Source organism: Lysobacter arenosi (assembly GCF_016613475.2).
GTDB classification, from domain to species: domain Bacteria; phylum Pseudomonadota; class Gammaproteobacteria; order Xanthomonadales; family Xanthomonadaceae; genus Lysobacter_J; species Lysobacter_J arenosi.
Map to the genome: position 1 here is coordinate 2,403,610 of NZ_CP071517.1, position 19,410 is coordinate 2,423,019.

Sequence of the window (19,410 nt, forward strand, 5' to 3'; positions counted from 1 at the left end):
GTCGAATGCCTAGGTGGCGGCAAAGCCGTTGGCATCGTGTGCTTCAACGGTGAACGCGTATTGCCCCGCTTGCTCGGGCACACCGGACACACGGCCCGCGGCATCCAGGCTCAGCCCGGCAGGAAGCGCGCCTGCAATCACGGCGAAGGTGTACGGCGCCGTTCCGCCGGAGACGTCGAGCGCCTGGTCGTAGGCGGCCCGGTGGGTGGCATCAGGCATGGCGCTGAGCGCGAACACCAGTTGCGGCGCGGCGATCACCAGCGTGTAGACACGTTGATCCGAGAACGGCCCGGTGCCCGTGCTGCTGTCGCTAACTTGTACCGTCAGGTCGAAACTGCCGGCCACCGTCGGTGTGCCCGACAGCTCACCGTTGCCGGCGAGCACCAGTCCAGCCGGCAGGTTCGCCGACACCACCTGGAAGCTATACGGCGCCGAACCACCGCTGGCATGGAGCTGATGGTGGTACGCGGAGCCGCCCGTCGCACCCGGCATCGCGGACGCATCCAATGCCACCGCCGCATTGGCCACGGTGATGCTGACGGAGGCCGGCGCAGTCGTGCTGTAGGCGTCGGTGGCGGTGTAGCTGAAGCTGTCCGGGCCCGCATAACCGGGATTGGGCCGGTACGTGATCGAGGTGCCGCTGGCAACGGCGGTGCCGTGTGCGGGCGCACCGGCAACAGCCACCGCGTTCGCATTGCCGACGATGTTCAACGTGATTGCGGTGGCGTTGGCCGCGTACGGAATGTTCGCGCTGACTGGCGACGCCACCAGTGCCGGCACGGGCGTGACCGCGTTGGACGGGGCCGAGGGCACACCGGTACCGGCCGCATTGGTGGCCGTCACGGTGAAGGTATAGGTCACTCCGTTGACCAGGTTCGTCATCGTGAGCGGCGAAGCGGCACCCGTGGCGGTGACCCCGCCCGGACTGGAGGTCACCGTGTAGCCGGTGATCGCGGCGCCGCCGACAAAGGCCGGTGCGGTGAAGGCAATGTTCGCCTGGGCATTGCCGGCGCTTGCGCTGACCGCGGTCGGCGCCCCGGGCGCCACTGCGCTGACGGTGAACGATCGCGACACTTGCGGCGCCGGCAGGTAGCTGCTGTTGCCACCCTGATCAGCGTTGATCGTGCACCTACCCGCCGTCACGAAGGTGAGCACACCGACGGGAGTGATGGTGCACACGCCGGTCGTCGAAGAGCTGAGGGTCGGCGTCAGCCCCGACGTTGCGGTGGCCGTCACCACGGGTGACGTACCGAAGTTATGCGGGCCCGGATTGTTGAACGTGATGAGCTGCGGCGCTGCCGGCATCACCGAATTGCTGGCCGCCGATGCGCTGCCGGTACCGGCCATGTTGGTCGCGGTGACGGTGAAGGTGTAAGCCTCGCCATTGGTCAGCCCGGTCACGGTGATCGGGGAGGCGGCACCTGTAGCGGTGGCCCCGCCGGGGCTGGCCGTCGCCGTGTACTGGGTGATCGCAGCGCCACCCGTCGATGCGGGCGCGGTGAACGTCACCGTGGCCTGGGTGTCGCCGGCCGTCGCGGTGCCGATGGTCGGCGCCGACGGAACCACACTGTTGACGGTGAAGGAACGCGTGATCGTCGACGCCGCATCGACCGTGCTGTTGCCTGCCTGGTCGGCGTCGATGGTGCACGTGCCGGCCGTGACGAAAGTCAGCACGCCATTGGAAGTAACCGTGCAGACACCGGTCGTCGAGGAGCTGAAGGTCGGCGCAAGGCCGGACGTTGCCGAGGCCGTCAAGGTGGGCGACGTGCCGAAGTTCTGCGCACCGGGGTTGGCGAAGGTGATCGACTGGCTCGCCTTTGGCGTGACCGGGTTGGACGCCGCCGAGGACACACTGGTGCCGATGGCATTAGTCGCCGTGACGGTAAAGGTGTAAGCCGTGCCGTTGCTCAGGCCCGTCACCGTGGCAGTGCAGGCCGCAGGCCCTGCGCAGGTTCCGAATGCGCCACCGGGACTGGCCGTCGCGGTGTAGGTGGTGATCGCGGACCCGCCATTGCTGGCAGGCGCGGTGAACGTGATGGACGCCTGCGCGTCGCCTGTCGTCGCGGTACCGATCGTCGGCGCGCCTGGCGCAACGGGAATCACCACGGTATGGACCGAACCGCCGTTGAAGCCGGCCTGGGCATTGCCCGCGTCGTCGGTGATGTCGGTGGCGGCATTGAGGTCCAGCCTGAGCGAGCCGTTACCGGTGATGCCGACGATGTTGACGTTGACGCTGGCACCGCCGGCGGCGGAAACGCTGTCGATGCTGGCCGACGCAGTGCCGGTGCCCACCAGGGTGAAATCATCGGTGGAGACATTGCCGACCGGCTCGCTGAAGGCAACGGTGAACGCAATGCTCGTGGCGCCCGCAGTCGGCGTGCCGTTCACCGCGATGCTGCTTGCGGTGGGACGAATGTTGTCCACCGTGGCATTGCTGGAATCGGACGTCGTGGTCGCATTGCCGGCGTTGTCGGTCGCGGTGACCGATACATTGCGGCTGGCGTTGTCGATTGACCCGGCAGTGATGGTGTAGGTGGCGGTCCAGGTGCCGCTGCTGTTGGTCGCCGCAACCGCCGCGCCGCCGCCGAACTGCGCGAAGTTGACCGTTACCGAACTGATCGAGTCGCTATTGTTGTCGCCACCGGCCGTGTTGTTCCAGGTAGCGGTGACCGTGTCGCCGATCTTGTAGGCGCCTGCGGTACCGGAGGCACCGGAGACGGTGATGCGTCCGTCGCTGACCGTCGGCGCCACGCTGTCGACGGTGGCATTGGAGCTGTCGGCCCGGGTGGTCGATCCGGCCACGTTGGTCGCCGTCACGCTGACGTTGCGGTTCGCCGCATCGATGGCGCTCGCAGTGATCGTGTAGGTCGCGGTCCATGTCCCGGAACTCTCCGTCGCGGTCACTGCCGAACCACCGCCGAACTGGCTGAAGTCGACGGTGACGCCGGTCACGCCACCGTTGTTGTCGCCGCCGGCCGTGTTGTTCCAGGTGGCAGTGACGGTGTCGCCAATCTTGTACGCCCCGCCTGTTCCGCTCGCACCCGAGACGCTGATCCGACTGTCGCTGACCACCGGCGGTACCGGCGCTTCGCTGTCGCCGCTGATGTTGTCGAAGTTGGTCAGGAAGAAGTCGCTCGAGGTCAGCCGCACCTCGTCGACCAGCAGTCGGCCGAAGCTCAGGCTGACCGACGTTCCCGGGGCCACTGTCCGCGGCGTGCCCGTGGGGACGCCGTCACGGTAGGCCTGGACGGTCACCGACTCGCCCATCAGGACATCAACGAGGAGGCCTTGGAAAATGAAGTCGGCGCCATCGCTGCGGGCGATGGTGACCCTTTCGATACTGGCGTCGGGCGGCGCGGAGGAATTTGCCGACAGCATCGGGTTGCCGAGGTAGGTCGTGTCGTCCCACGCGAGGTCGCCGCTACCCGTGAAGGTGTATCGGAAGGAGGTTCCTCCCAGCACGCGGGTGACCGCGGTGGTTGGAGAGTCGAAGAACGGCGAGGTGAAGTCGTCGTTGAACGGGGCCGCTTGCGCCAATGGCGCGGCCGCGCACAGCAGCATGACCATCGACTGCGCAAAACGACGCCACGCGCGATGCGTGCTCAACGAAATTCCCACGATGTCCCCTTTCATCCTGATGGTCGCGGGGGCATGCAGAGTGCTCGCCACGCGCACGAAAACGACGTCGCCGCTTCACTGCGGCAACGCAACCTGCAATACGTCGGAAATCCCCTGTCGCCCCCCGCCGTCAGAAGTGGGGAGGGCCTTCGCAAACGGTCCCTGCCAATAGCCGGGCCTGATGCGAGTCGCGGGAGTCTATCACTGTTATCTCGTGATGAACGTCTCGTTCAGCACTGGACACGAATGGCACAGCCGAGGGTTCCCGGGCCGGCAATATGCATTACCATCGCGGTCACGAAGGGGAGTAGCTCCCAATGCTGTCACCGTCATTACGGGATTCGTCCCCGGTGCAGCAGCAGGTCGCCTGAGGCGGCCTGCGAGCAAGACCTTCGCCGTTCCACGGCGAAGGTGCGTCCATCGGATACGCAGTCGTCGTGGCACCCCTGCCCTTCCGACGAGCTCCCAATGGACGTACTGCTGAACCCCGAAATCTGGATTGCACTGGCGACGCTGACCGCGCTCGAGCTCGTGCTCGGCATCGACAACATCATCTTCATCTCGATCCTGGCCGGCAAACTGCCGCCGGAGCAGCGCAACAAGGCCCGCCGACTGGGCATCACCCTGGCTGCGGTGACACGACTGGGCCTGCTGCTGGCCATTGCCTGGATCGTCAGCCTGACCGCACCGCTGTTCTCGGTGCTGGGCAATGAGTTCTCCTGGCGCGACCTCATCCTCATCGGCGGCGGCCTGTTCCTGATCGGCAAGGCCACCCATGAGATCCACCAGAAACTGGAAGGCGCCAGCGAGCATGTCAGCGTCGGCGCGGCGACGGCGACTTTCGCCAGCATCATCGCCCAGATCATGGTGCTCGACATCGTGTTCTCGCTGGACTCGATCATCACCGCCGTGGGCATGGTCGACGAGCGCTGGGTGATGGTCACCGCGATCCTGATCTCGATCGTCTTCATGCTGATGTTCGCCCGACCGATCGGCGATTTCGTCGAGCGCCACCCGACCGTGAAGATCCTGGCGCTGAGCTTCCTGATCATGATCGGCCTGGTGCTGATCGCCGATGGCTTCGGCCAGCACATCTCGAAGGGCTACATCTACGCGGCGATGGCTTTCTCGGTGTTCGTCGAGATGATCAACCTTTGGATCCGCAAGCGCGAACAATCCAAGGTCGCGCCGGTGAAGCTGCACGAGCGGTTCACGGACGACGCACCGTCGGCGTGATGTCCTGATGCGGAAGCGGCCGGCCTTCGGGTCGGCCGCTTCAAACGTTCGGCTCGGCAGCGCGCGGCGACATCATCAGTCCCAGCGCGAACAGCGCACAGCAAACCGCAGCGAACCACGGCAAACCGTGCGCGGAGATTTCCAGCGCCAGGCCCGCGCCCAGCGGCCCCAGCAGCGCGCCTGCACCCCAGGCCACCGACATGGCGCCATACACGGCAACCAGTTCGCTGCCATGGAACTGCGTGCCGACCTCGGTGACGATCAGGGTGTAGATGCCGACGAATGCGCCACCCCAGACGAACAGCAATCCGTAGGCGAGCGGCGCGCTGGCCATCACCCATGGCCACAAGCAGGCGCCTGCGGCCGACAGCACGCTGAGCAGCAGGATCAGCGGCCGCCGCGGGAAGCGGTCGCCGAGCCAGCCGATCGGTAGCTGCAGCACGATCGCGCCGAGCATCAACGTCGAGATCAGCAAACTGGCCGATGCCGGCGACCAGCCCTGTTGCACGGCATAGATCGGCAGCATCGACAGGCCGGCAGCCTCCAGCGCGGCATTGAGCGCGGTGCCGGCCATCGCCAGCGGCGCGGCGGCGGCCAGTGCCAGCAGACCGCGGGAATCGCCACTTCCGGTGACAGCGCGCGGTCGTGCGCGTCCGGCGGCGAGCACGCCCAACGCGATCAGCGGCAGGACACCGCCGACCGCATACGTCACCCAGCTGTGCGTGCCCAGCACGCTGAGGATCGCCGGACCGATCGCGAATCCCGCCGACAGGCTGGCGGTGTAGACGGCGATGTTGGTCGAGCGTCGGGCTTCCTCGCTGGAGTTGCTGACCCAGGTTTCGGTCAGCACCATCACCGTCTCGGAGCCGACGCCGAGCAGGAACCTCAGCACGAACCACACGCCGATCCACGGCAGCAGCCAGAACAACGGCAGCGTCAGCGCCACAACGAGCAGGCCGAACACCAGCAACGGCCAGCTGCCCCAGCGGGTGATCGACCCGGGCAAGCGCGGCGCCATGGCGAGAACGCCCAGCGCATACATCGCCGCGTTGGCGCCGATCACCGACTCGGTGATGCCGCGCTCATGCAATGCCAGCGAGATCAGCGGCGCACTCAGGCCATACGCGAGGCCGAACACCGCAGCGGCGGCGTGCACGGGCAGCAGGGCCGTGACGCTGCCGCGGGTCGTGGCTGACATCAGGCCGTTTCCCGGTTGGCGGCGATGCCGTGGTTGGCGCGCTGGCGCGAATACCCCTCGCCAACGATCACCCGCAGCAATCGCGCATAGTCCAGCACCAGGCCCGGCGTCCATGCCATCGTCGCGCCGCGCCGGCGCAGGATGGCTGCCGTCCATACATTGGCATCGCACAGCAGGCGAAGGAGCGTCAGCATCGGCCGGGAACTGGCCAGCGTGCCTTCCAGTGCCGACTCGATCGCCAACGCAGTCACCGTCGAGCAGCTGCGGCTGGTGAGGTTGTAGGTGGCGTCGACGCGGTAGTTCGCCCAGAACTGCTCCAGCGCGCCGGCGTTGTAGTACTTGAAGTGGACCTGCTGGTCGGCCTCGCACCATTGGCCGACCTCGAAGGCATGGTCGGGCTGCCAGCGGCCCGCGATGTCGTTCTCCGGACCGGCGCGCAGCAACGCGGCGAAATCATCGGGGGCATGGTCGATCTCCACTGCCGGGTAGTGGCTGATATAGAGGTCGGGCAATCGCTCCAGCGCCGAGTGGCCCGTGGAGATCACGCCGTTCGCATCGACCGCGGCGATGTAGCGGTCGACCAGTAGTCGTCTTTGCGGATGTTCGGCCGATCCCACCGGCGTCCACACGTACAGCGTCATCGGCGCATCATGCACGGCCGGCCGGCTGTCGATCACCACCGGCGTGGCGGTGGCGTTGTACCAGCTGCGTGCCGAGAAGATCGGCAGCGAGGTGATCGACCGGCCTTGCGGCAAGCTGCGGATCTGCAACGCCAGGATGATCGCGCTCCAGCCCGACACCGCCAGGATCACGGCGAACACCATCGGCACGGTGTAGTGGTGATGCAGCGGCCAGTTGCTGCCGATGGCGACGGCGGCGAACAGTTCGACCAGACCGGCGACCATGGCGATGCGCCAGTGCGGGAAGCGCACGACCCAGGCCGAAGCGACGCGCAGCGCGCCATCGGCGAGGAAGGCGGTGGCGAACAGAACGCGATCGGGCAGGCCATTGTCCAGGCTCAGCGGCAGCGCGATCATCACCCCGAGCAGCAGCAGTATCAGCCCGCGCACGTAGAGCAGCTGCCGCACCCGCGGTGGTTTGCCCGTGGCCCGCAGCAACGCCGTCAGGCCCTGCAACACCAGCAACAGACCGAGCGCATCGACGGTGTAGAACAGCTCGCCGTCGGTGGCATCGAGCACCAGCCACAAGGCCAATGCGATCCCCAGCAGGCCGTACAGGCACAGCAGCCACCAGCGATGGCGTATCGAATCGGCTCCCAGCAACAGCATCGCCAAACGCACCATGGGTTACCGCGCCTCGGGTATCGCCTCCAGCGAATGGAACTACCGCTGGCGTTGGCATGCCGTGAGGGCTGGTGCGCGCCACGGCCACGCTACGAAACCGCAGCGGAAACCTTTTCCGTCGGCGCCTCCAGGCGCAGCACCAGGTAGCGCATGAAGAACTGCGTGATCGGCCCGACACACAGTGCGAACACGATGGTGCCGACGCCGGCGGTGCCGCCCAGCACCATGCCCATCGCGAGCACGACGATCTCGATGCTGGTGCGCACGCGCTGTATCGACCCACCCGTGCGGCGCGCGAATCCGGTCATCAGGCCGTCGCGCGGTCCGGGACCGAGCTGCGCACCCACGTAGAGCGCCGTGGCGATCGCACACACCACCACGCCACCGACCAGGCAGAGCCAACGCAGCGGCAACGACTCGGGCGTATCGAGCATCCAAAGATTGGCGTCGGTGAACGGCCCCAGCAGCAGCGTGTTGGCGAGGGTGCCCAGCCCGGGCATCTGCCGCAGCGGGATCCACAACAGCAACACCGCCACCGCGACCAGGATCATGATCACGCCGAGCGACAGCGGCAGGTGCAACGACGCGCCCTGGTGGAATACCACCCATGGCGAGCCGCCGAGCCCGCTTTCCATCAACAGCGCGTTGGAGACGCCGTACAGCCACAGGCCGGCCAGCAGGCGCACGAGCCGTTCGGGCAGGCGGCCGGCCCGGAGCTGGGCGAGCGGGCCGAGATTGGCCAGTCCAAGGGGGGAGGTGTCGGGATTCATGGGGCCAGTATCTGGACGATTGGCACTTCCACGTAGAGCCACTTTCGCCATAGTGGCCTCATGAACCGGTCCCTGACCCCCGAGCACCTGGCCACTTTGATCGGCCAGTTCCCGCGCAAGCCGGCCTACCGCGGGCTGCGCCAGGTCCTGCAGGAACTCATCGGCGACGGCCGCATTCCCCTCGGCACCCGCCTGCCCAGCGAGCGGGCGGTGTCGCAGGCGCTCGCGGTCTCGCGCAATACGGTCACCCGCGCCTATGTGGACCTGGTCGCCGCCGGTTTCGCGACCACGCGCCAGGGTGCGGGCACGTTCGCCGCCGTTCCCGACGACCGTCGCCGCGCGCACGAACACTCGCTGCGCTCGCTCGCCAGCGCGCAGGCACTGGAAGGCGCCATCGATCTCAACTGCGCCGCCACGGCCGCGATTGCGGGCATTTCCTCCGCCTACGAACGCGCCCTCGAAAGGTTGCCCAGTCACCTTGGAAGCGACGGCCACCGCCCCACCGGCCTGCCGATGCTGCGCGCCCTGATCGCGCAGATGTACGCGCGGCGTGGATTGCCGACCGAGCCCGAACAGATCATGGTCACCTCCGGCGCGCTGGCAGGCACGGCCGTCGTCGCGCGCGCACTGTCGCGGCCCGGTGACCGGGTGATGATCGAATCGCCGGTCTACCCGAACGTCATCGAAGCACTGCGCCTGGGAGGCGCGCGCCTGGTTGCGTCACCCATGGGCGATGCGCTGGGCGAGGAAGGCTGGGACCTGGAGGGCATCGAGGCCACGCTGCGGCAGACGCGGCCGCTCCTGGCGTACACGATCCCCGACTTCCAGAATCCCACCGGCTTCCTGATGCGCGACGACCAGCGCGCGCGTTACGCCGCCGCGCTGCATGCCACGCGCACGACCGCGGTTGTCGACGAATCGCTGCAGGCCATCGCACTGGGCGACGTCCGCATGCCCCTGCCCTTCGCCGCGCACGCGCCGGGCGCCATCACCATCGGCAGTGTGTCGAAACTGCTCTGGAGCGGATTGCGCGTCGGATGGATCCGCGCGCCGCACGACCTGATCGATCGGCTCATCAAGGCCCGCTTGCAGTTCGACCTGGGCACGGCGCTGTTCGACCAGCTGGTGGTTACCGAACTGCTCGAAGACGATGACGTCATCGCAACGCGGCGCGCGCAACTGCGCCAGCGTCGCGATGCCCTCGCCCACGCCATCGGCGAACGACTGCCGGACTGGCGTTTCCGGCTGCCCGAAGGCGGCATGACGCTCTGGCTGCAGTTGCCCCATGGCAGCGCCACGCAACTGGCAGCGAACCTGGAGACCGTCGGCGTGCATGTCCCGCCCGGCCCGATGTTCAGCGTCGAAGGCGGCGCGGACCAATGGCTGCGCATCCCCTACGTGCGGCCGGAAGATGAATTGATCGAAGCCGTCCGGCGCATCGCCGATGTCTGGTCGCGGGCCCCGAGCCGGGCCTCGGGTCGTCGCGAAGGCTCGCGGGTGGTCATACTCTAGAACGTGCTTCGCGGGACCTTTGCCATGAATCCGCAACCAGGCCATCCGGCATGAGCAGCCCTTCGAGTCCAGCGCGCGTCGCCCTTATCGGTTACGGCTATGCCGCGCGAACCTTCCACGCGCCGCTGATCCAGGCCGTACCGGGCCTGTCATTGGCGCTGATTGCCTCGAGCCGGCCCGATCAGGTGCGGGCCGATCTCCCCGGCATCGCGGTTGAGGGCGATCCGATGCAGGCGGTCGTCGACCCGGGCGTGGACCTGGTCGTGATCGCCACGCCCAATGACACGCACTTCCCGCTTGCCCAGGCCACGCTTCGCGCAGGCAAGCATGTCGTGGTCGACAAGCCGATGACACCCAGCCTGTCGGAAGCGCGCGAGCTGAGCGCGACCGCGCAGGCACACGACCGACTCCTTTCGGTGTTCCACAATCGCCGCTGGGACAGCGACTTTCTGTCGGTGCGGCAGGCGCTGGGCGAAGGGCTCATCGGTGAAGTGCGCCATTTCGAATCACGCATCGAACGCTTCCGTCCGCAGGTGCGCGATCGTTGGCGCGAGCGTCCGGGACCCGCGACGGGGTTGTGGTGGGATCTTGGCCCGCACCTGGTGGACCAGGCGCTGACCCTGTTCGGATCACCCGACAGCGTGCAGGCAAACTTTGCGATGCAACGCAGCGGTGCGACCACCGACGATTGGGCGCACGTCGTGCTGGGGTTCGGCCCGATCAGAGCGATCCTCCACGTGGGGATGCTTGCTGCGATCCTCGGACCGCGCTTCGTCGTGCATGGCACAGGCGGATCCATGATCAAGGCACGCCCCGATCGCCAGGAGCAGCAGCTGCTGGCGGGCCTGCGACCAGGCGATTCGCAGTGGGGAACCGATCCGGACCCGCTGCAATGGCAAAGCGATGACGGGCCGGCCCAGACACGGCCAGCCCTGTCGGGCGACCAGTCCAGGTTCTATGCGGAACTCGCGGACGCCATCGCAGGTAAAGGCCCCAATCCTGTCCCGCCGGATGAGGCCATCCGGGTCATGGCCGTCATGCAGGCGGCGATCGACTCGGCATCGAGCGGGCGCACACCATAGCCAACGTCCCTGAAGGAGTCTGCAATGACTGCGTACCCTGCCAGCGAGACTGGCCTGCTGGTCATCGATCCCTACAACGACTTCATGAGCGAAGGCGGCAAGCTCTATGAGGCGACGAAGGAAACCGCGATGGCGTCGGGGTTCTACGAGAATCTGCCGCGCGTCATTGCCGCCATCCGCTCAGCGTCGATCCGGGTCTTCATCGTCCCCCACCGCCGCTGGCGTCCGGGCGACTACGACAGCTGGTTGCAGATCAACCATTCCCAGGAAGGTGTCCGCAAGACGCAGCTGTTCGCCGAAGGCAGCTGGGGTGGCGAGTTCCATCCGCAGTTCGGTCCCAAGCCTGGCGACATCGTCGTCCACCAGCATTGGGGCCAAAGCGGCTTTGCCAACACTGATCTCGATGCCCAGCTCAAGCTGCACGGGATACGCAAGATCATCCTGGTCGGCATGGTCGCAAATACCTGCGTCGAGTCCACGGCCAGGTTCGGGATGGAGCTGGGCTACCACGTGACGCTGGTGAAGGACGCGACCGCGGCGTTCAGCGCAGCCGGGATGGACGCTGCCCATGCGGTGAATGCACCGACATTCGCCCATGCCATCGTCACCACCGATCAGCTGCTCGAAGCCCTGCCCAGCTCCGGTTGATGCCGACCTTGCCGCCCTCGGCGCGTACATCCTGAACAGGGAATACGCGTCCTGGTTCGACACCATTGCAGCAAAAATTCCCACCTCCGTGACGAGCGTCCGCCTGGCATTGCCGCTTGCGTTGGCAACTGAGGAGCCACGCTCCAGGCATACCGTTGAAGCCACAAGGAGGAACGGACCATGGCGTTTCATCACAGCAAGCGCGGTCGCAGGCTGGCACTGGTGGCGGGATTGGGCATCGCCACGATGGCCTACGCGTCACCACCCCCGACCCAGGCAAAGATCGACTTCGCCGTACGCACCAGCGACCTGATGCTGGCGACGATGTTCGCCGCACTCACGCAGGAGTTCGATGAAACCACGCCGCAGAACGTCGAGGAAGGCAAGAAATCCATCTCGCTGATCTTCAACGACCAGAACCGCGACATGCGCCTGGTTGGCATCGACCAGCCCTTGCAGGCCAACGACATGCCCCTCGACGACTTCGAGGAGGACGCGCTTGCCGCCGCACTTGAAACGGGCACGGCGCTGACGCGGGTGGAGAAGGTCAAGGGCAAGTGGTACTACCGGCGATCGATCCCGCTGAGCAACTTCCGCGCAGAGTGCGCCATGTGCCACAGCAACTTCCCGGCTGGCCCCACGCCGGACCGCGTCGGCGCACTGATGCTTCGCGTACCGACCGACTGAGAGCTACGGTCGTCGCTCGAAGCCCTGCCAAATCCTGGTTGATGCAGGGGAATCCCCACTGCATCAATCCAGTTTCAGCATCATCACTGATTTTGGCGGCAGCTCGACCTGCAGGGTGCCTTCGCCCGGACCCTGCGAGTGCGGGCGGCCCGTGCGTTCGAGAAAGCGGAGCAGCTCCACTGGCGAGCGAATGCCAAGTTTGTGCATCACGCGGGAACGATGGATCTTGATGGTCTTCTCGACGACGCCAAGATCAGCCGCGATCTGCTTGTTGAGTCGGCCAGTGAGCAAGTAGGGCACGAGCTCGCGCTCGCGTGGTGTCAGCGTGTCGAGCAAGGCGCCTGCGTCCCTCCGTTCCAGCGCGGCCCGGCGTATCTCCGTGTCCCGTGCCACGGCGCGACTCACCGCCTCGATCAGCGCGTCGGCGTCGACCGGCTTGGTGAGGAAGTCGACGGCACCGGCCTTCATCGCACGGACACTGCTGGGGATGTCGCCGCTTCCAGTCAGGAAGACCACAGGGCAGTCCAAACCCAGTGCCGGCATCTGCATTTGCAACTCCAGCCCGCTCGTTCCCGGCATGGCGACATCGAGCACCATGCAGCCGGGCACGGTGCGATCGTATGTCTCCAGGAACGCCTGGGGCGATGGGCTCAGCGAGGTCCGGAACCCTTCACTTTCCAGCAGGCGCGCCAGCGCCTTGCGAACACCGGGGTCGTCGTCCACGACGTACACGATCGGTTCCTGCATGACCTCAGCCATAACGGGGAAGCTCGAAGCAGAGACAAGCACCAACCGGCATGTTGCGCTCGGCCCAGATGCGGCCGTTGTGCGCCTGGATGATCGTCCTGCACACCGAGAGGCCAAGACCCATGCCCGTGGCCTTGGTGGTTTCAAACGGCTCGAAGATCTGATCGACGATTGCCTCGGCAACCCCGGTGCCCGTGTCAGCGACCTCGGCAAGCACGCTGCGTTCATTGGAAGACGTGCGGACCCGGACGGTGCGCTCGCCGGGGACAGCGTGCATCGCGTCGCAGGCGTTCACGATCAGGTTGACCAGCACCTGTTGCAGCTGCACCCGGTCGCCCAGGCACGCGGGCAATCCCGGCGCGAGGTCGAGGTGGAGCGCCACGCCACGGTCCTGCAGCTCTCGGCGCATCATCCGGGCGCAGTCCTGGACCACCTCATTGGCCGACAGTGGCGCGAACTCATGCGTCTCCTTCCTCAGGAAGCCGCGCACCCGCCCGATCACCTGGCCCGCGCGGCGATCGTCCGCAATGATGTCGGACAGGATCTCCTGAACCTCGGCGACCCCGGTCGGTTCCCGGCGCAGGATCCGCTGCGCAGCCTGCGCGTTGCTCAGAATGGCCGTCAGCGGCTGGTTCAGCTCATGGGCCAAGGACCCGGAGAGCTCTCCGAGCACGGCGACGCGCGACAGGTGGGCAAGGCTTGCGCGCTCGGCTTCCACCTCCTGCTCCGAACGCAGTCGGCGCAGTTCACTCTCCTGCAACTGCATCGCCAGGCGATCGGAACGGAACAGTTCGCTGACCAGCCGGTAGCTCGTGGTGACCACCACGATGGCAAAACCCGGGGCGGCGATCATCGGTGGACGCGGCAACCCGAACGCCATCAGGGTCGCGTCCGCCACCATGACGCCTACCAGCAGGAACCAGCTTCCGCCCACGATCCATGCCGCGTTGCGTGCCGAGGCCGGCTCGTTCCGGGCCCGCCAGATCGTCTGGCCGATGTAGGCCAGGGCCAATGCATTGCTCGCCTGCCCCACGATTACCCAGGGATTGGCCATGCCGATTGGATGCGAAACCGGTACGCCCCACCAGATCGAGCGACCAACCTGCTCCACGACGAGGAACGTGAGGTTGTCGCCCACGGTGAAGTCGATCACGAGCGCGATCACGCGCAAGACTGCCGCGGCGATCGCGATGCGCACCGACCCATACCCGAACCAGTGGTGCAGCACGTATATCAGCGACAACACCATTGCAGTGATCGCCACGTGCATCCAGCGGATGAGGACCGCCATGGTCTCGGGCGACTGGGTGCGATAGGTCACCAGCTCCAGCAGCGCCAGGACACCAATGGATGCGGCCGCCAAGGCGAAGGCGAGATGGACGCGATGCAGCGGTCGTGCGAAATGGACCAGGGCGTGTGCAAGCGCGACGATCAGACTTGCGCTCGCGAGCATTGGCCACGCCAGCTCAATCCAATTCATCAGGGTTCTTGTCGAGTTCTAGTTCGGGGCGAAGTTTTTAGCACGTAAGTTCACCGCGCACGGGAATGCTCCGTGAATGCGTGGTGAAACACTTCGTTCCGAGTGATTACTTCAAACGCTGGTGCTGGCGACGTAGGCCCAAAGGCCAATTCCGCCTCGCAGGAATCGCCATTACCTTGGCCGCCGATGCAGATGAAGCCGCCAATCATTGCTGTCGTGGATGACGAAGAAAGCGTCAGGCGCGCCCTGTACCGACTGCTCGCTTCATCAGGATTTGACGTGCTGGTTTACGCGTCTGGACGCGACTTTCTGCGCCATGCCCCGAGCATCCCTGTGGACTGCGTCGTGCTCGATCTGAACCTGGGCGACCACAGCGGACTCGACGTCCTGCTTGCGCTTTCCGCCGTGCTCCTACTCATTCCGGTTGTTGTTCTGACCGGAAACGACACGAGCACCAACCGAGCACGTGCGCTGACCACTGGCGCGCACGCGTACCTCACCAAGCCAATAGAAGACGAGTTGCTGATTGATGCCATTGTTTCCGCCATCCGCTCAAGGTCGCCAGGTGCATAGGCGCGGCCACACCCCACGGTTGTGGGCGATCCCTCTGCTCGCCGGCGCTGCAATGCTGCCCCGTCCGGCAAGCGCATCTCTGCTCAGCGGCGAGACGCTGGATGCCGCAGCCAATGTCGTTTCCTGGATAGCGCTGGTGGTCGTGCCGGTTGCGCTGATCACCGTGTTCTGGCTGGTCCACATCCTGCCCGAGAAGATCGCCGAGCAACGCCGGCATCCGCAGCTGGCGGCGATCAAGACGCTATGCCTGCTGTCATTGGTCTTCGGCGGCTTGCTCTGGCCGCTGGCCTGGCTGTGGGCGTACACCAAGCCGGTGTTTCACAAGCTCGCCTACGGCACCGATGTCTCCGACCATCCCGAGCACGGCGAGCCGCTTACGCCATTTCACGATGCGGGCATCGAGCGCCATCACAAGGAGCACGGGACTGCAGTGCTGGCTGGGCTCGCCGATACGGATGTCGGTGACAAGTCCGTTGGCACGGCGGGTTGATCATGGAGATCATCCTCCTACTCATCTATTCGTTCTTCGTCTGGCTGGTCTTCTTCAAGTTCAAGTGGCTGCCATGGACCTTCGTATCGCAGGTCATCGTGGTGTCGCTGCCGATCTTCGCCCTGAGCGCGACGATCCTGGTCCTCAACGTGGTCGCCCCTTCGTCGGCCGACGTGCGCGTCGTCAACTACGTCGTGCAGGTGGTTCCGCGCGTCCCGGGCCGCGTCATCGAGGTCCCGGTCGAAGCCAATCGCCCGGTGAAGAAGGGCGACGTGCTGTTCCGCATCGACCCGGTGCCCTTCCAGCAGGAGCTCATGGCCCTCGAGGCGAAGGCGCCGGAGCTGTCCGCCAAGCTCGACAGTGCCCTCGCCTACCAGCGCGAACTCAACGAGCAGTTGAACTCTTCCCGCTCGGCCAGCGACGCAGTGGCCGCCCGCCTCGCCCTGGCCGAACGGCGCGAGCGCCAGACGGCCGAGCTTGCGCAGAGCGGTGCCGGGCCGGCGTTTGACCACGAGCAGGCGCAGACCGAAGCAGCGAGCCTCCGCTCGGAACTGGCGTCGACCACTGCGCAGATGGCTCAGGTGCGGCAGAAGCTGTCGGCGAAGACGCGCGATGGACAGCTGTCCGAAGTCGCCCAGGCCCGCTCGGCGATGGAGCAGCTCAAGGCGCAGATCGTCCAGGCCAGGTGGCAGCTCGACCAGGCAACCGTGCGCGCCCCCTCCGACGGCACCGTCATCAACCTGCAGCTGCGCGAGGGTTCCTATGCCGCGAACCTGCCGCTGACGCCGGTGATGAGCTTCGTCGAGCACGAGCAATGGGTGCTGGCGCTGTACTCCCAGAACGAGCTCGGCAATGTCGAGCCCGGCAACGACGCCGAGATCGCGCTGAAGACCCACCCCAACACGATCATCAAGAGCAAGGTCGATTCGATCATCTGGGCTACCGGCACGGGCCAGATGCCGATGGGCGGCATGGTTCCGCAGTCTGGATCGCAGCCGATCCCGCCGGGCCGCATCGCGGTGCGCCTGCGCCCGACCGGCAAGCACAAGGACATGTTCCTCGCCATGGGCGCACAGGGACAGGGTGCGATCTACACCGATCACGGAGAGTTTCTCCACATCATCCGCAAGGTAGTCATTCGTGTCAGTTCCAAGCTCGACTGGCTGGTTCTCAAGCTGCATTGAGGCCGGCATGTCCATCACTTACCTATCCCGCCCCGTTACCCGCTGCGTGCTGGCTTCGTGCCTGCTCGCAGCACTTGCAGGCTGCGCCGCGCTCCCCGAGCCGACCGGATCCGTAGTGCAGGCGCAAGCCCTCGCCGGCACCGCGATTCCCCCCAACTGGTCGGCCGCGGCGAGCGCGGCGCAGGTAGACGAGGGCTGGCTGGCCAACTTCAACGATCCCGTGCTCAGCCAGCTGGTGCACGAGGCGCTGGCCAACAATCCTGACCTGCACATGGCGGCGGCCCGCCTCGAGCAATCCAACGCCCAGCTCGACATGGCCCAGGCACAGCTGAAGCCCGGTATCACATTGCTCGGCCGCACCGGATCCAAGCCGGTGGCGGACCTGGTACCGCTGCTCAGCGGCGCGATGTTTCGACTGTCGTGGGAAGTCGACCTGTGGGGCCGGATGCGCTACGCGCGCAACGCCGCTGCCGCCGCGCGCGATGCCACCAGCGCGGAGTACCGCTACGCCCAGCAATCACTGGCGGCCGCGGTGGCGCGGGCCTGGTTCGTCGCCAGCGAGGCGCGCCAGCAGCAAGAACTGGCGACCAGGATGGTGCAGTCCGCGAAGGCGCTGACCGAGCTTGCGGCGGACCGCCAGCGCATAGGCGCCGGCAGCGAAGTCGACTCGGTCGCCGCGCGCGCCAATCTCAACGGCTACCAGGATGCGGAGCAGCAAGTCGAGCTTGCGCATCGCCAAAGCCTGCGGGCACTGGAGCTTCTGCTCGGCCGCTACCCAGGGGCCGACATGGTCGCGTCCGCGACGCTCACGCCGCTCCCTGGGCCCGTGCCCGCCGGCATTCCCATGGACGTGCTCAATCGTCGTCCGGACATGGTCGGGGCCGAACGCCGCGTCGCCGCAGCGTTCGACAAGGTAGGCGAAGCCAAGGCCGCGCAGCTTCCGTCGTTCTCGATCTCGGCTGGCTATGGCCGCCTCAGCAACGAGGTCCTGGAGACCCGCGACGTCCTCGAGCAGCGCATCGCCAGCATCGCCGGCACCGCGGCCGCGCCCCTCTACACAGGTGGCGCACTCAGCGGGCAGGTCGCGCTGCGGACCGCGGAACAGAAGGAGGCGGTTGCCGACTACGCTCGCCGGGCCTTGATGGCGCTTGGCGAGGTCGAGAGCGCATTGAATGCCGAGCACATCCTGGGTGAGCGCGAGCTCATTCTCGAAAAGACCGCCGCTGCCGCTGAAGAAGCATTGAACCTGGAAATGACGTCCTACCGGATTGGCAGGTCCGATCTGCGCGCGGTGAATCAGCGTCAGCTTGCTGCGCGGGCTGCCGAAGTGGCCCTGCTATCGGTTCAGCGGGAGCGCCTCGACCGTCGCGTCGACCTGCATCTGGCGCTCGGCGGGAACTTCGACTCGCCGCGGCCGGGAGTAGTCGCTGTCCAGGGATGGCCTGGACCATGATGCAGCGTGACGGGTTCACCCTCGTGATTGCACTTCTGGTCCTGATCGCCGGAACACTGTTCGCCCACGGCGAGGAGCTTTATCTGTTCCTGTTCGGCATCGCCGTGGCCGATCTTGTCGTCCTGAGGCTCGCGTCGCTGAGCAAAGAGCGCCGGCGGCTTCGAACCAGATCAGGGTTGATGGCGTTGGTCGTGGCAATCGCATTCTGGTTCGTGCTTTCGCGGTACTACCCCGCCAAGGCGGAGGCATCTGGCCTCGGGCCATTCCTCGATGGCCTGGTTCCATCGCTTGCGCTCGGCGGGGCGCTGGTCTGGCTGTATCACAGCTGGGAGCGCCGATGAGCCCAGGGCGAGACGAACTCGTTGCGTTCACACAGTTCGGTGCCTGCAACCGGCTGCTGCATATCCCGCTCACGTTGTGCGATCGGATCAAACTCGGCGCCAGCCGCAGGCTTCAGGGTGCGCCGCAACTCATCGAAACGACGCGTGCCCTCGCTGATCTCGTCCGGTGACATCATCAAGCGCAGCCCGTTCGCCTCGGTCTGCAGCTGGAGCGCGCTGATGCGAGTAGACGTAACCGTCCGCTGCAACTCCTGCGCCATCATGTAGTACGCAAGCGCCTGCGCAGCATCATGCGACACGGCCTGGCGCAACAATGGCGTCAGGTCTGGCCCCGTGCTGCGCGGTGCGTAGGCGCGCGCAAGCATCAGGTTGGCATGCAGGTTTCCGCTTCGAGCAACGTGTTTCGTCATCTCGACACCGTCACGACGATAGTCCTTCAGTTCGTCCAAGGTGTCGAGGAGGCGATCCTGTCGGAAGGCCAGGCCAGCGCCGTACTGCAACATGGACGGGAGGTGGCCGCGCAAAGCAGCCTTCCGCCACAGGTTGACGCTATCGGATGGAGTTGCCGGAGGCATTCCAGCGCAGTATTCGCTTCGGACCTTCGCCAGCTCAGCCATGGTCTGGAGCACGTCGTTCCTGTTCAACACTGCCCCGCTGTCGGCCTTGATGCGCGCTGCGACCATGGCCATGCGGTGACTCGCCTCTTCCGAACCGGCGCAGAACTCGACCTCCCGCGCCAGTTGGCAGGTCGCCTTGGGATCCCCCGCGTCGACGCGCTCGCGCAGGATTCCAATCACTTCGCGCGCAGTCGCGGCCTGTGGCAGTAGCCGGGCGTCAGCCGCGACGGGCTGGTCTTCTTCTGGTTGCAGGCCTGCCATCTGGCCGGGTTGTTGCTGCCCGACCGGTGGAACGCTCGCTGGCACACGTTCCTGACTGCATCCCGCGATATGCAGTAGCAGGCCAGCCGCAAGAACCAACCTTCTCATCCATGTCCCCTGTCGCGCCGGCCCCCGCAGCGGCTACCGCGGAATCGTGCCACAAAAGGCCCAATCGGGAGTCGGGACCTCCACGACGGTGACAGGCGACA

The 19,410-nt window shown here is 66.1% G+C and carries 17 protein-coding genes; 10 read left to right on the forward strand and 7 right to left on the reverse strand.

The features are described 5' to 3' along the window. Positions 1-9 precede the first annotated feature (9 nt). Complete coding sequence (locus HIV01_RS11235) at positions 10-3,606, reverse strand: beta strand repeat-containing protein (protein ID WP_207526933.1); 3,597 nt, start codon at positions 3,604-3,606, stop codon at positions 10-12. 480 nt (positions 3,607-4,086) lie between these two features. Here HIV01_RS11235 and HIV01_RS11240 point away from each other — a divergent pair, with 480 nt between their 5' ends. Next, entirely contained in the window at positions 4,087-4,854 is a 768-nt protein-coding gene (locus tag HIV01_RS11240; protein ID WP_200607148.1) for a TerC family protein, read from the forward strand. A gap of 40 nt (positions 4,855-4,894) precedes the next feature. Here the strand turns inward: HIV01_RS11240 and HIV01_RS11245 are convergent, their stop codons facing one another. From HIV01_RS11245 to yczE, 3 genes are all read right to left on the reverse strand, one after another. Then, positions 4,895-6,052 (reverse strand): MFS transporter, encoded by a 1,158-nt coding sequence (locus HIV01_RS11245; protein WP_200607149.1) that lies wholly within the window; start codon positions 6,050-6,052, stop codon positions 4,895-4,897. Continuing rightward, positions 6,052-7,356 carry an HdeD family acid-resistance protein gene (locus tag HIV01_RS11250; RefSeq protein ID WP_207526934.1) on the reverse strand — a complete coding sequence of 435 codons (1,305 nt, stop codon included), beginning with the start codon at positions 7,354-7,356 and terminating at the stop codon, positions 6,052-6,054. Before HIV01_RS11250 ends, HIV01_RS11245 begins: the two co-directional genes overlap by 1 nt. Positions 7,357-7,445: 89 nt before the next feature. After that, on the reverse strand, positions 7,446-8,126 hold the full coding sequence (gene yczE / locus HIV01_RS11255; protein WP_200607153.1) for a membrane protein YczE: 681 nt from the start codon (positions 8,124-8,126) through the stop codon (positions 7,446-7,448). Between the two features lie 60 nt (positions 8,127-8,186). Here yczE and yczR point away from each other — a divergent pair, with 60 nt between their 5' ends. From yczR to HIV01_RS11275, 4 genes are all read left to right on the forward strand, one after another. Next, positions 8,187-9,638 carry a MocR-like transcription factor YczR gene (yczR, locus tag HIV01_RS11260; RefSeq protein WP_200607155.1) on the forward strand — a complete coding sequence of 484 codons (1,452 nt, stop codon included), beginning with the start codon at positions 8,187-8,189 and terminating at the stop codon, positions 9,636-9,638. A gap of 50 nt (positions 9,639-9,688) precedes the next feature. Further along, positions 9,689-10,720 carry an oxidoreductase gene (locus HIV01_RS11265; protein ID WP_200607157.1) on the forward strand — a complete coding sequence of 344 codons (1,032 nt, stop codon included), beginning with the start codon at positions 9,689-9,691 and terminating at the stop codon, positions 10,718-10,720. Between the two features lie 24 nt (positions 10,721-10,744). Beyond that, complete coding sequence (locus HIV01_RS11270; protein ID WP_200607159.1) at positions 10,745-11,368, forward strand: cysteine hydrolase family protein; 624 nt, start codon at positions 10,745-10,747, stop codon at positions 11,366-11,368. 180 nt (positions 11,369-11,548) lie between these two features. Then, on the forward strand, positions 11,549-12,055 hold the full coding sequence (locus HIV01_RS11275; RefSeq protein WP_200607161.1) for a hypothetical protein: 507 nt from the start codon (positions 11,549-11,551) through the stop codon (positions 12,053-12,055). Between the two features lie 63 nt (positions 12,056-12,118). Here HIV01_RS11275 and HIV01_RS11280 read toward each other — a convergent pair whose 3' ends face one another. Together HIV01_RS11280 and HIV01_RS11285 are read right to left on the reverse strand one after the other, a co-directional pair. After that, on the reverse strand, positions 12,119-12,802 hold the full coding sequence (locus HIV01_RS11280; RefSeq protein WP_245156783.1) for a response regulator transcription factor: 684 nt from the start codon (positions 12,800-12,802) through the stop codon (positions 12,119-12,121). A gap of 4 nt (positions 12,803-12,806) precedes the next feature. Beyond that, positions 12,807-14,282 (reverse strand): sensor histidine kinase, encoded by a 1,476-nt coding sequence (locus HIV01_RS11285; protein ID WP_200607164.1) that lies wholly within the window; start codon positions 14,280-14,282, stop codon positions 12,807-12,809. Between the two features lie 192 nt (positions 14,283-14,474). Here HIV01_RS11285 and HIV01_RS11290 point away from each other — a divergent pair, with 192 nt between their 5' ends. The 5 genes from HIV01_RS11290 to HIV01_RS11310 are packed head-to-tail and all read left to right on the forward strand — an operon-like array spanning position 14,475 to position 18,323. Then, positions 14,475-14,855, forward strand: coding sequence for a response regulator (locus tag HIV01_RS11290; protein ID WP_207526935.1), 381 nt, complete (start codon positions 14,475-14,477; stop codon positions 14,853-14,855). Positions 14,856-14,907: 52 nt separating this feature from the next. Further along, on the forward strand, positions 14,908-15,345 hold the full coding sequence (locus tag HIV01_RS11295) for a DUF3302 domain-containing protein (RefSeq protein WP_200607168.1): 438 nt from the start codon (positions 14,908-14,910) through the stop codon (positions 15,343-15,345). Between the two features lie 2 nt (positions 15,346-15,347). Then, positions 15,348-16,529 carry an HlyD family secretion protein gene (locus tag HIV01_RS11300; protein ID WP_200607170.1) on the forward strand — a complete coding sequence of 394 codons (1,182 nt, stop codon included), beginning with the start codon at positions 15,348-15,350 and terminating at the stop codon, positions 16,527-16,529. A gap of 7 nt (positions 16,530-16,536) precedes the next feature. Next, positions 16,537-17,982, forward strand: a complete 1,446-nt coding sequence (locus tag HIV01_RS11305; protein WP_200607172.1) for an efflux transporter outer membrane subunit — start codon at positions 16,537-16,539, stop codon at positions 17,980-17,982. After that, entirely contained in the window at positions 17,979-18,323 is a 345-nt protein-coding gene (locus HIV01_RS11310) for a hypothetical protein (RefSeq protein ID WP_200607174.1), read from the forward strand. Before HIV01_RS11305 ends, HIV01_RS11310 begins: the two co-directional genes overlap by 4 nt. Here HIV01_RS11310 and HIV01_RS11315 read toward each other — a convergent pair. After that, complete coding sequence (locus tag HIV01_RS11315) at positions 18,302-19,309, reverse strand: hypothetical protein (protein WP_200607176.1); 1,008 nt, start codon at positions 19,307-19,309, stop codon at positions 18,302-18,304. The genes HIV01_RS11310 and HIV01_RS11315 overlap by 22 nt on opposite strands. Positions 19,310-19,410: the final 101 nt, after the last annotated feature.

What these genes read in the sequence shown, in the direction of transcription:
- HIV01_RS11305 (WP_200607172.1), top strand. Translation starts at nt 16,537, where the DNA reads ATGTCCATCACTTACCTATCCCGCCCCGTTACCCGCTGCGTGCTGGCT.
- HIV01_RS11250 (WP_207526934.1), bottom strand. Translation starts at nt 7,356, where the DNA reads ATGGTGCGTTTGGCGATGCTGTTGCTGGGAGCCGATTCGATACGCCAT.
- HIV01_RS11240 (WP_200607148.1), top strand. Translation starts at nt 4,087, where the DNA reads ATGGACGTACTGCTGAACCCCGAAATCTGGATTGCACTGGCGACGCTG.
- yczE (WP_200607153.1), bottom strand. Translation starts at nt 8,126, where the DNA reads ATGAATCCCGACACCTCCCCCCTTGGACTGGCCAATCTCGGCCCGCTC.
- HIV01_RS11310 (WP_200607174.1), top strand. Translation starts at nt 17,979, where the DNA reads ATGATGCAGCGTGACGGGTTCACCCTCGTGATTGCACTTCTGGTCCTG.
- HIV01_RS11275 (WP_200607161.1), top strand. Translation starts at nt 11,549, where the DNA reads ATGGCGTTTCATCACAGCAAGCGCGGTCGCAGGCTGGCACTGGTGGCG.
- HIV01_RS11290 (WP_207526935.1), top strand. Translation starts at nt 14,475, where the DNA reads ATGAAGCCGCCAATCATTGCTGTCGTGGATGACGAAGAAAGCGTCAGG.
- yczR (WP_200607155.1), top strand. Translation starts at nt 8,187, where the DNA reads ATGAACCGGTCCCTGACCCCCGAGCACCTGGCCACTTTGATCGGCCAG.
- HIV01_RS11315 (WP_200607176.1), bottom strand. Translation starts at nt 19,309, where the DNA reads ATGAGAAGGTTGGTTCTTGCGGCTGGCCTGCTACTGCATATCGCGGGA.
- HIV01_RS11280 (WP_245156783.1), bottom strand. Translation starts at nt 12,802, where the DNA reads ATGCAGGAACCGATCGTGTACGTCGTGGACGACGACCCCGGTGTTCGC.
- HIV01_RS11285 (WP_200607164.1), bottom strand. Translation starts at nt 14,282, where the DNA reads ATGAATTGGATTGAGCTGGCGTGGCCAATGCTCGCGAGCGCAAGTCTG.
- HIV01_RS11300 (WP_200607170.1), top strand. Translation starts at nt 15,348, where the DNA reads ATGGAGATCATCCTCCTACTCATCTATTCGTTCTTCGTCTGGCTGGTC.
- HIV01_RS11270 (WP_200607159.1), top strand. Translation starts at nt 10,745, where the DNA reads ATGACTGCGTACCCTGCCAGCGAGACTGGCCTGCTGGTCATCGATCCC.
- HIV01_RS11265 (WP_200607157.1), top strand. Translation starts at nt 9,689, where the DNA reads ATGAGCAGCCCTTCGAGTCCAGCGCGCGTCGCCCTTATCGGTTACGGC.
- HIV01_RS11295 (WP_200607168.1), top strand. Translation starts at nt 14,908, where the DNA reads ATGCTGCCCCGTCCGGCAAGCGCATCTCTGCTCAGCGGCGAGACGCTG.
- HIV01_RS11245 (WP_200607149.1), bottom strand. Translation starts at nt 6,052, where the DNA reads ATGTCAGCCACGACCCGCGGCAGCGTCACGGCCCTGCTGCCCGTGCAC.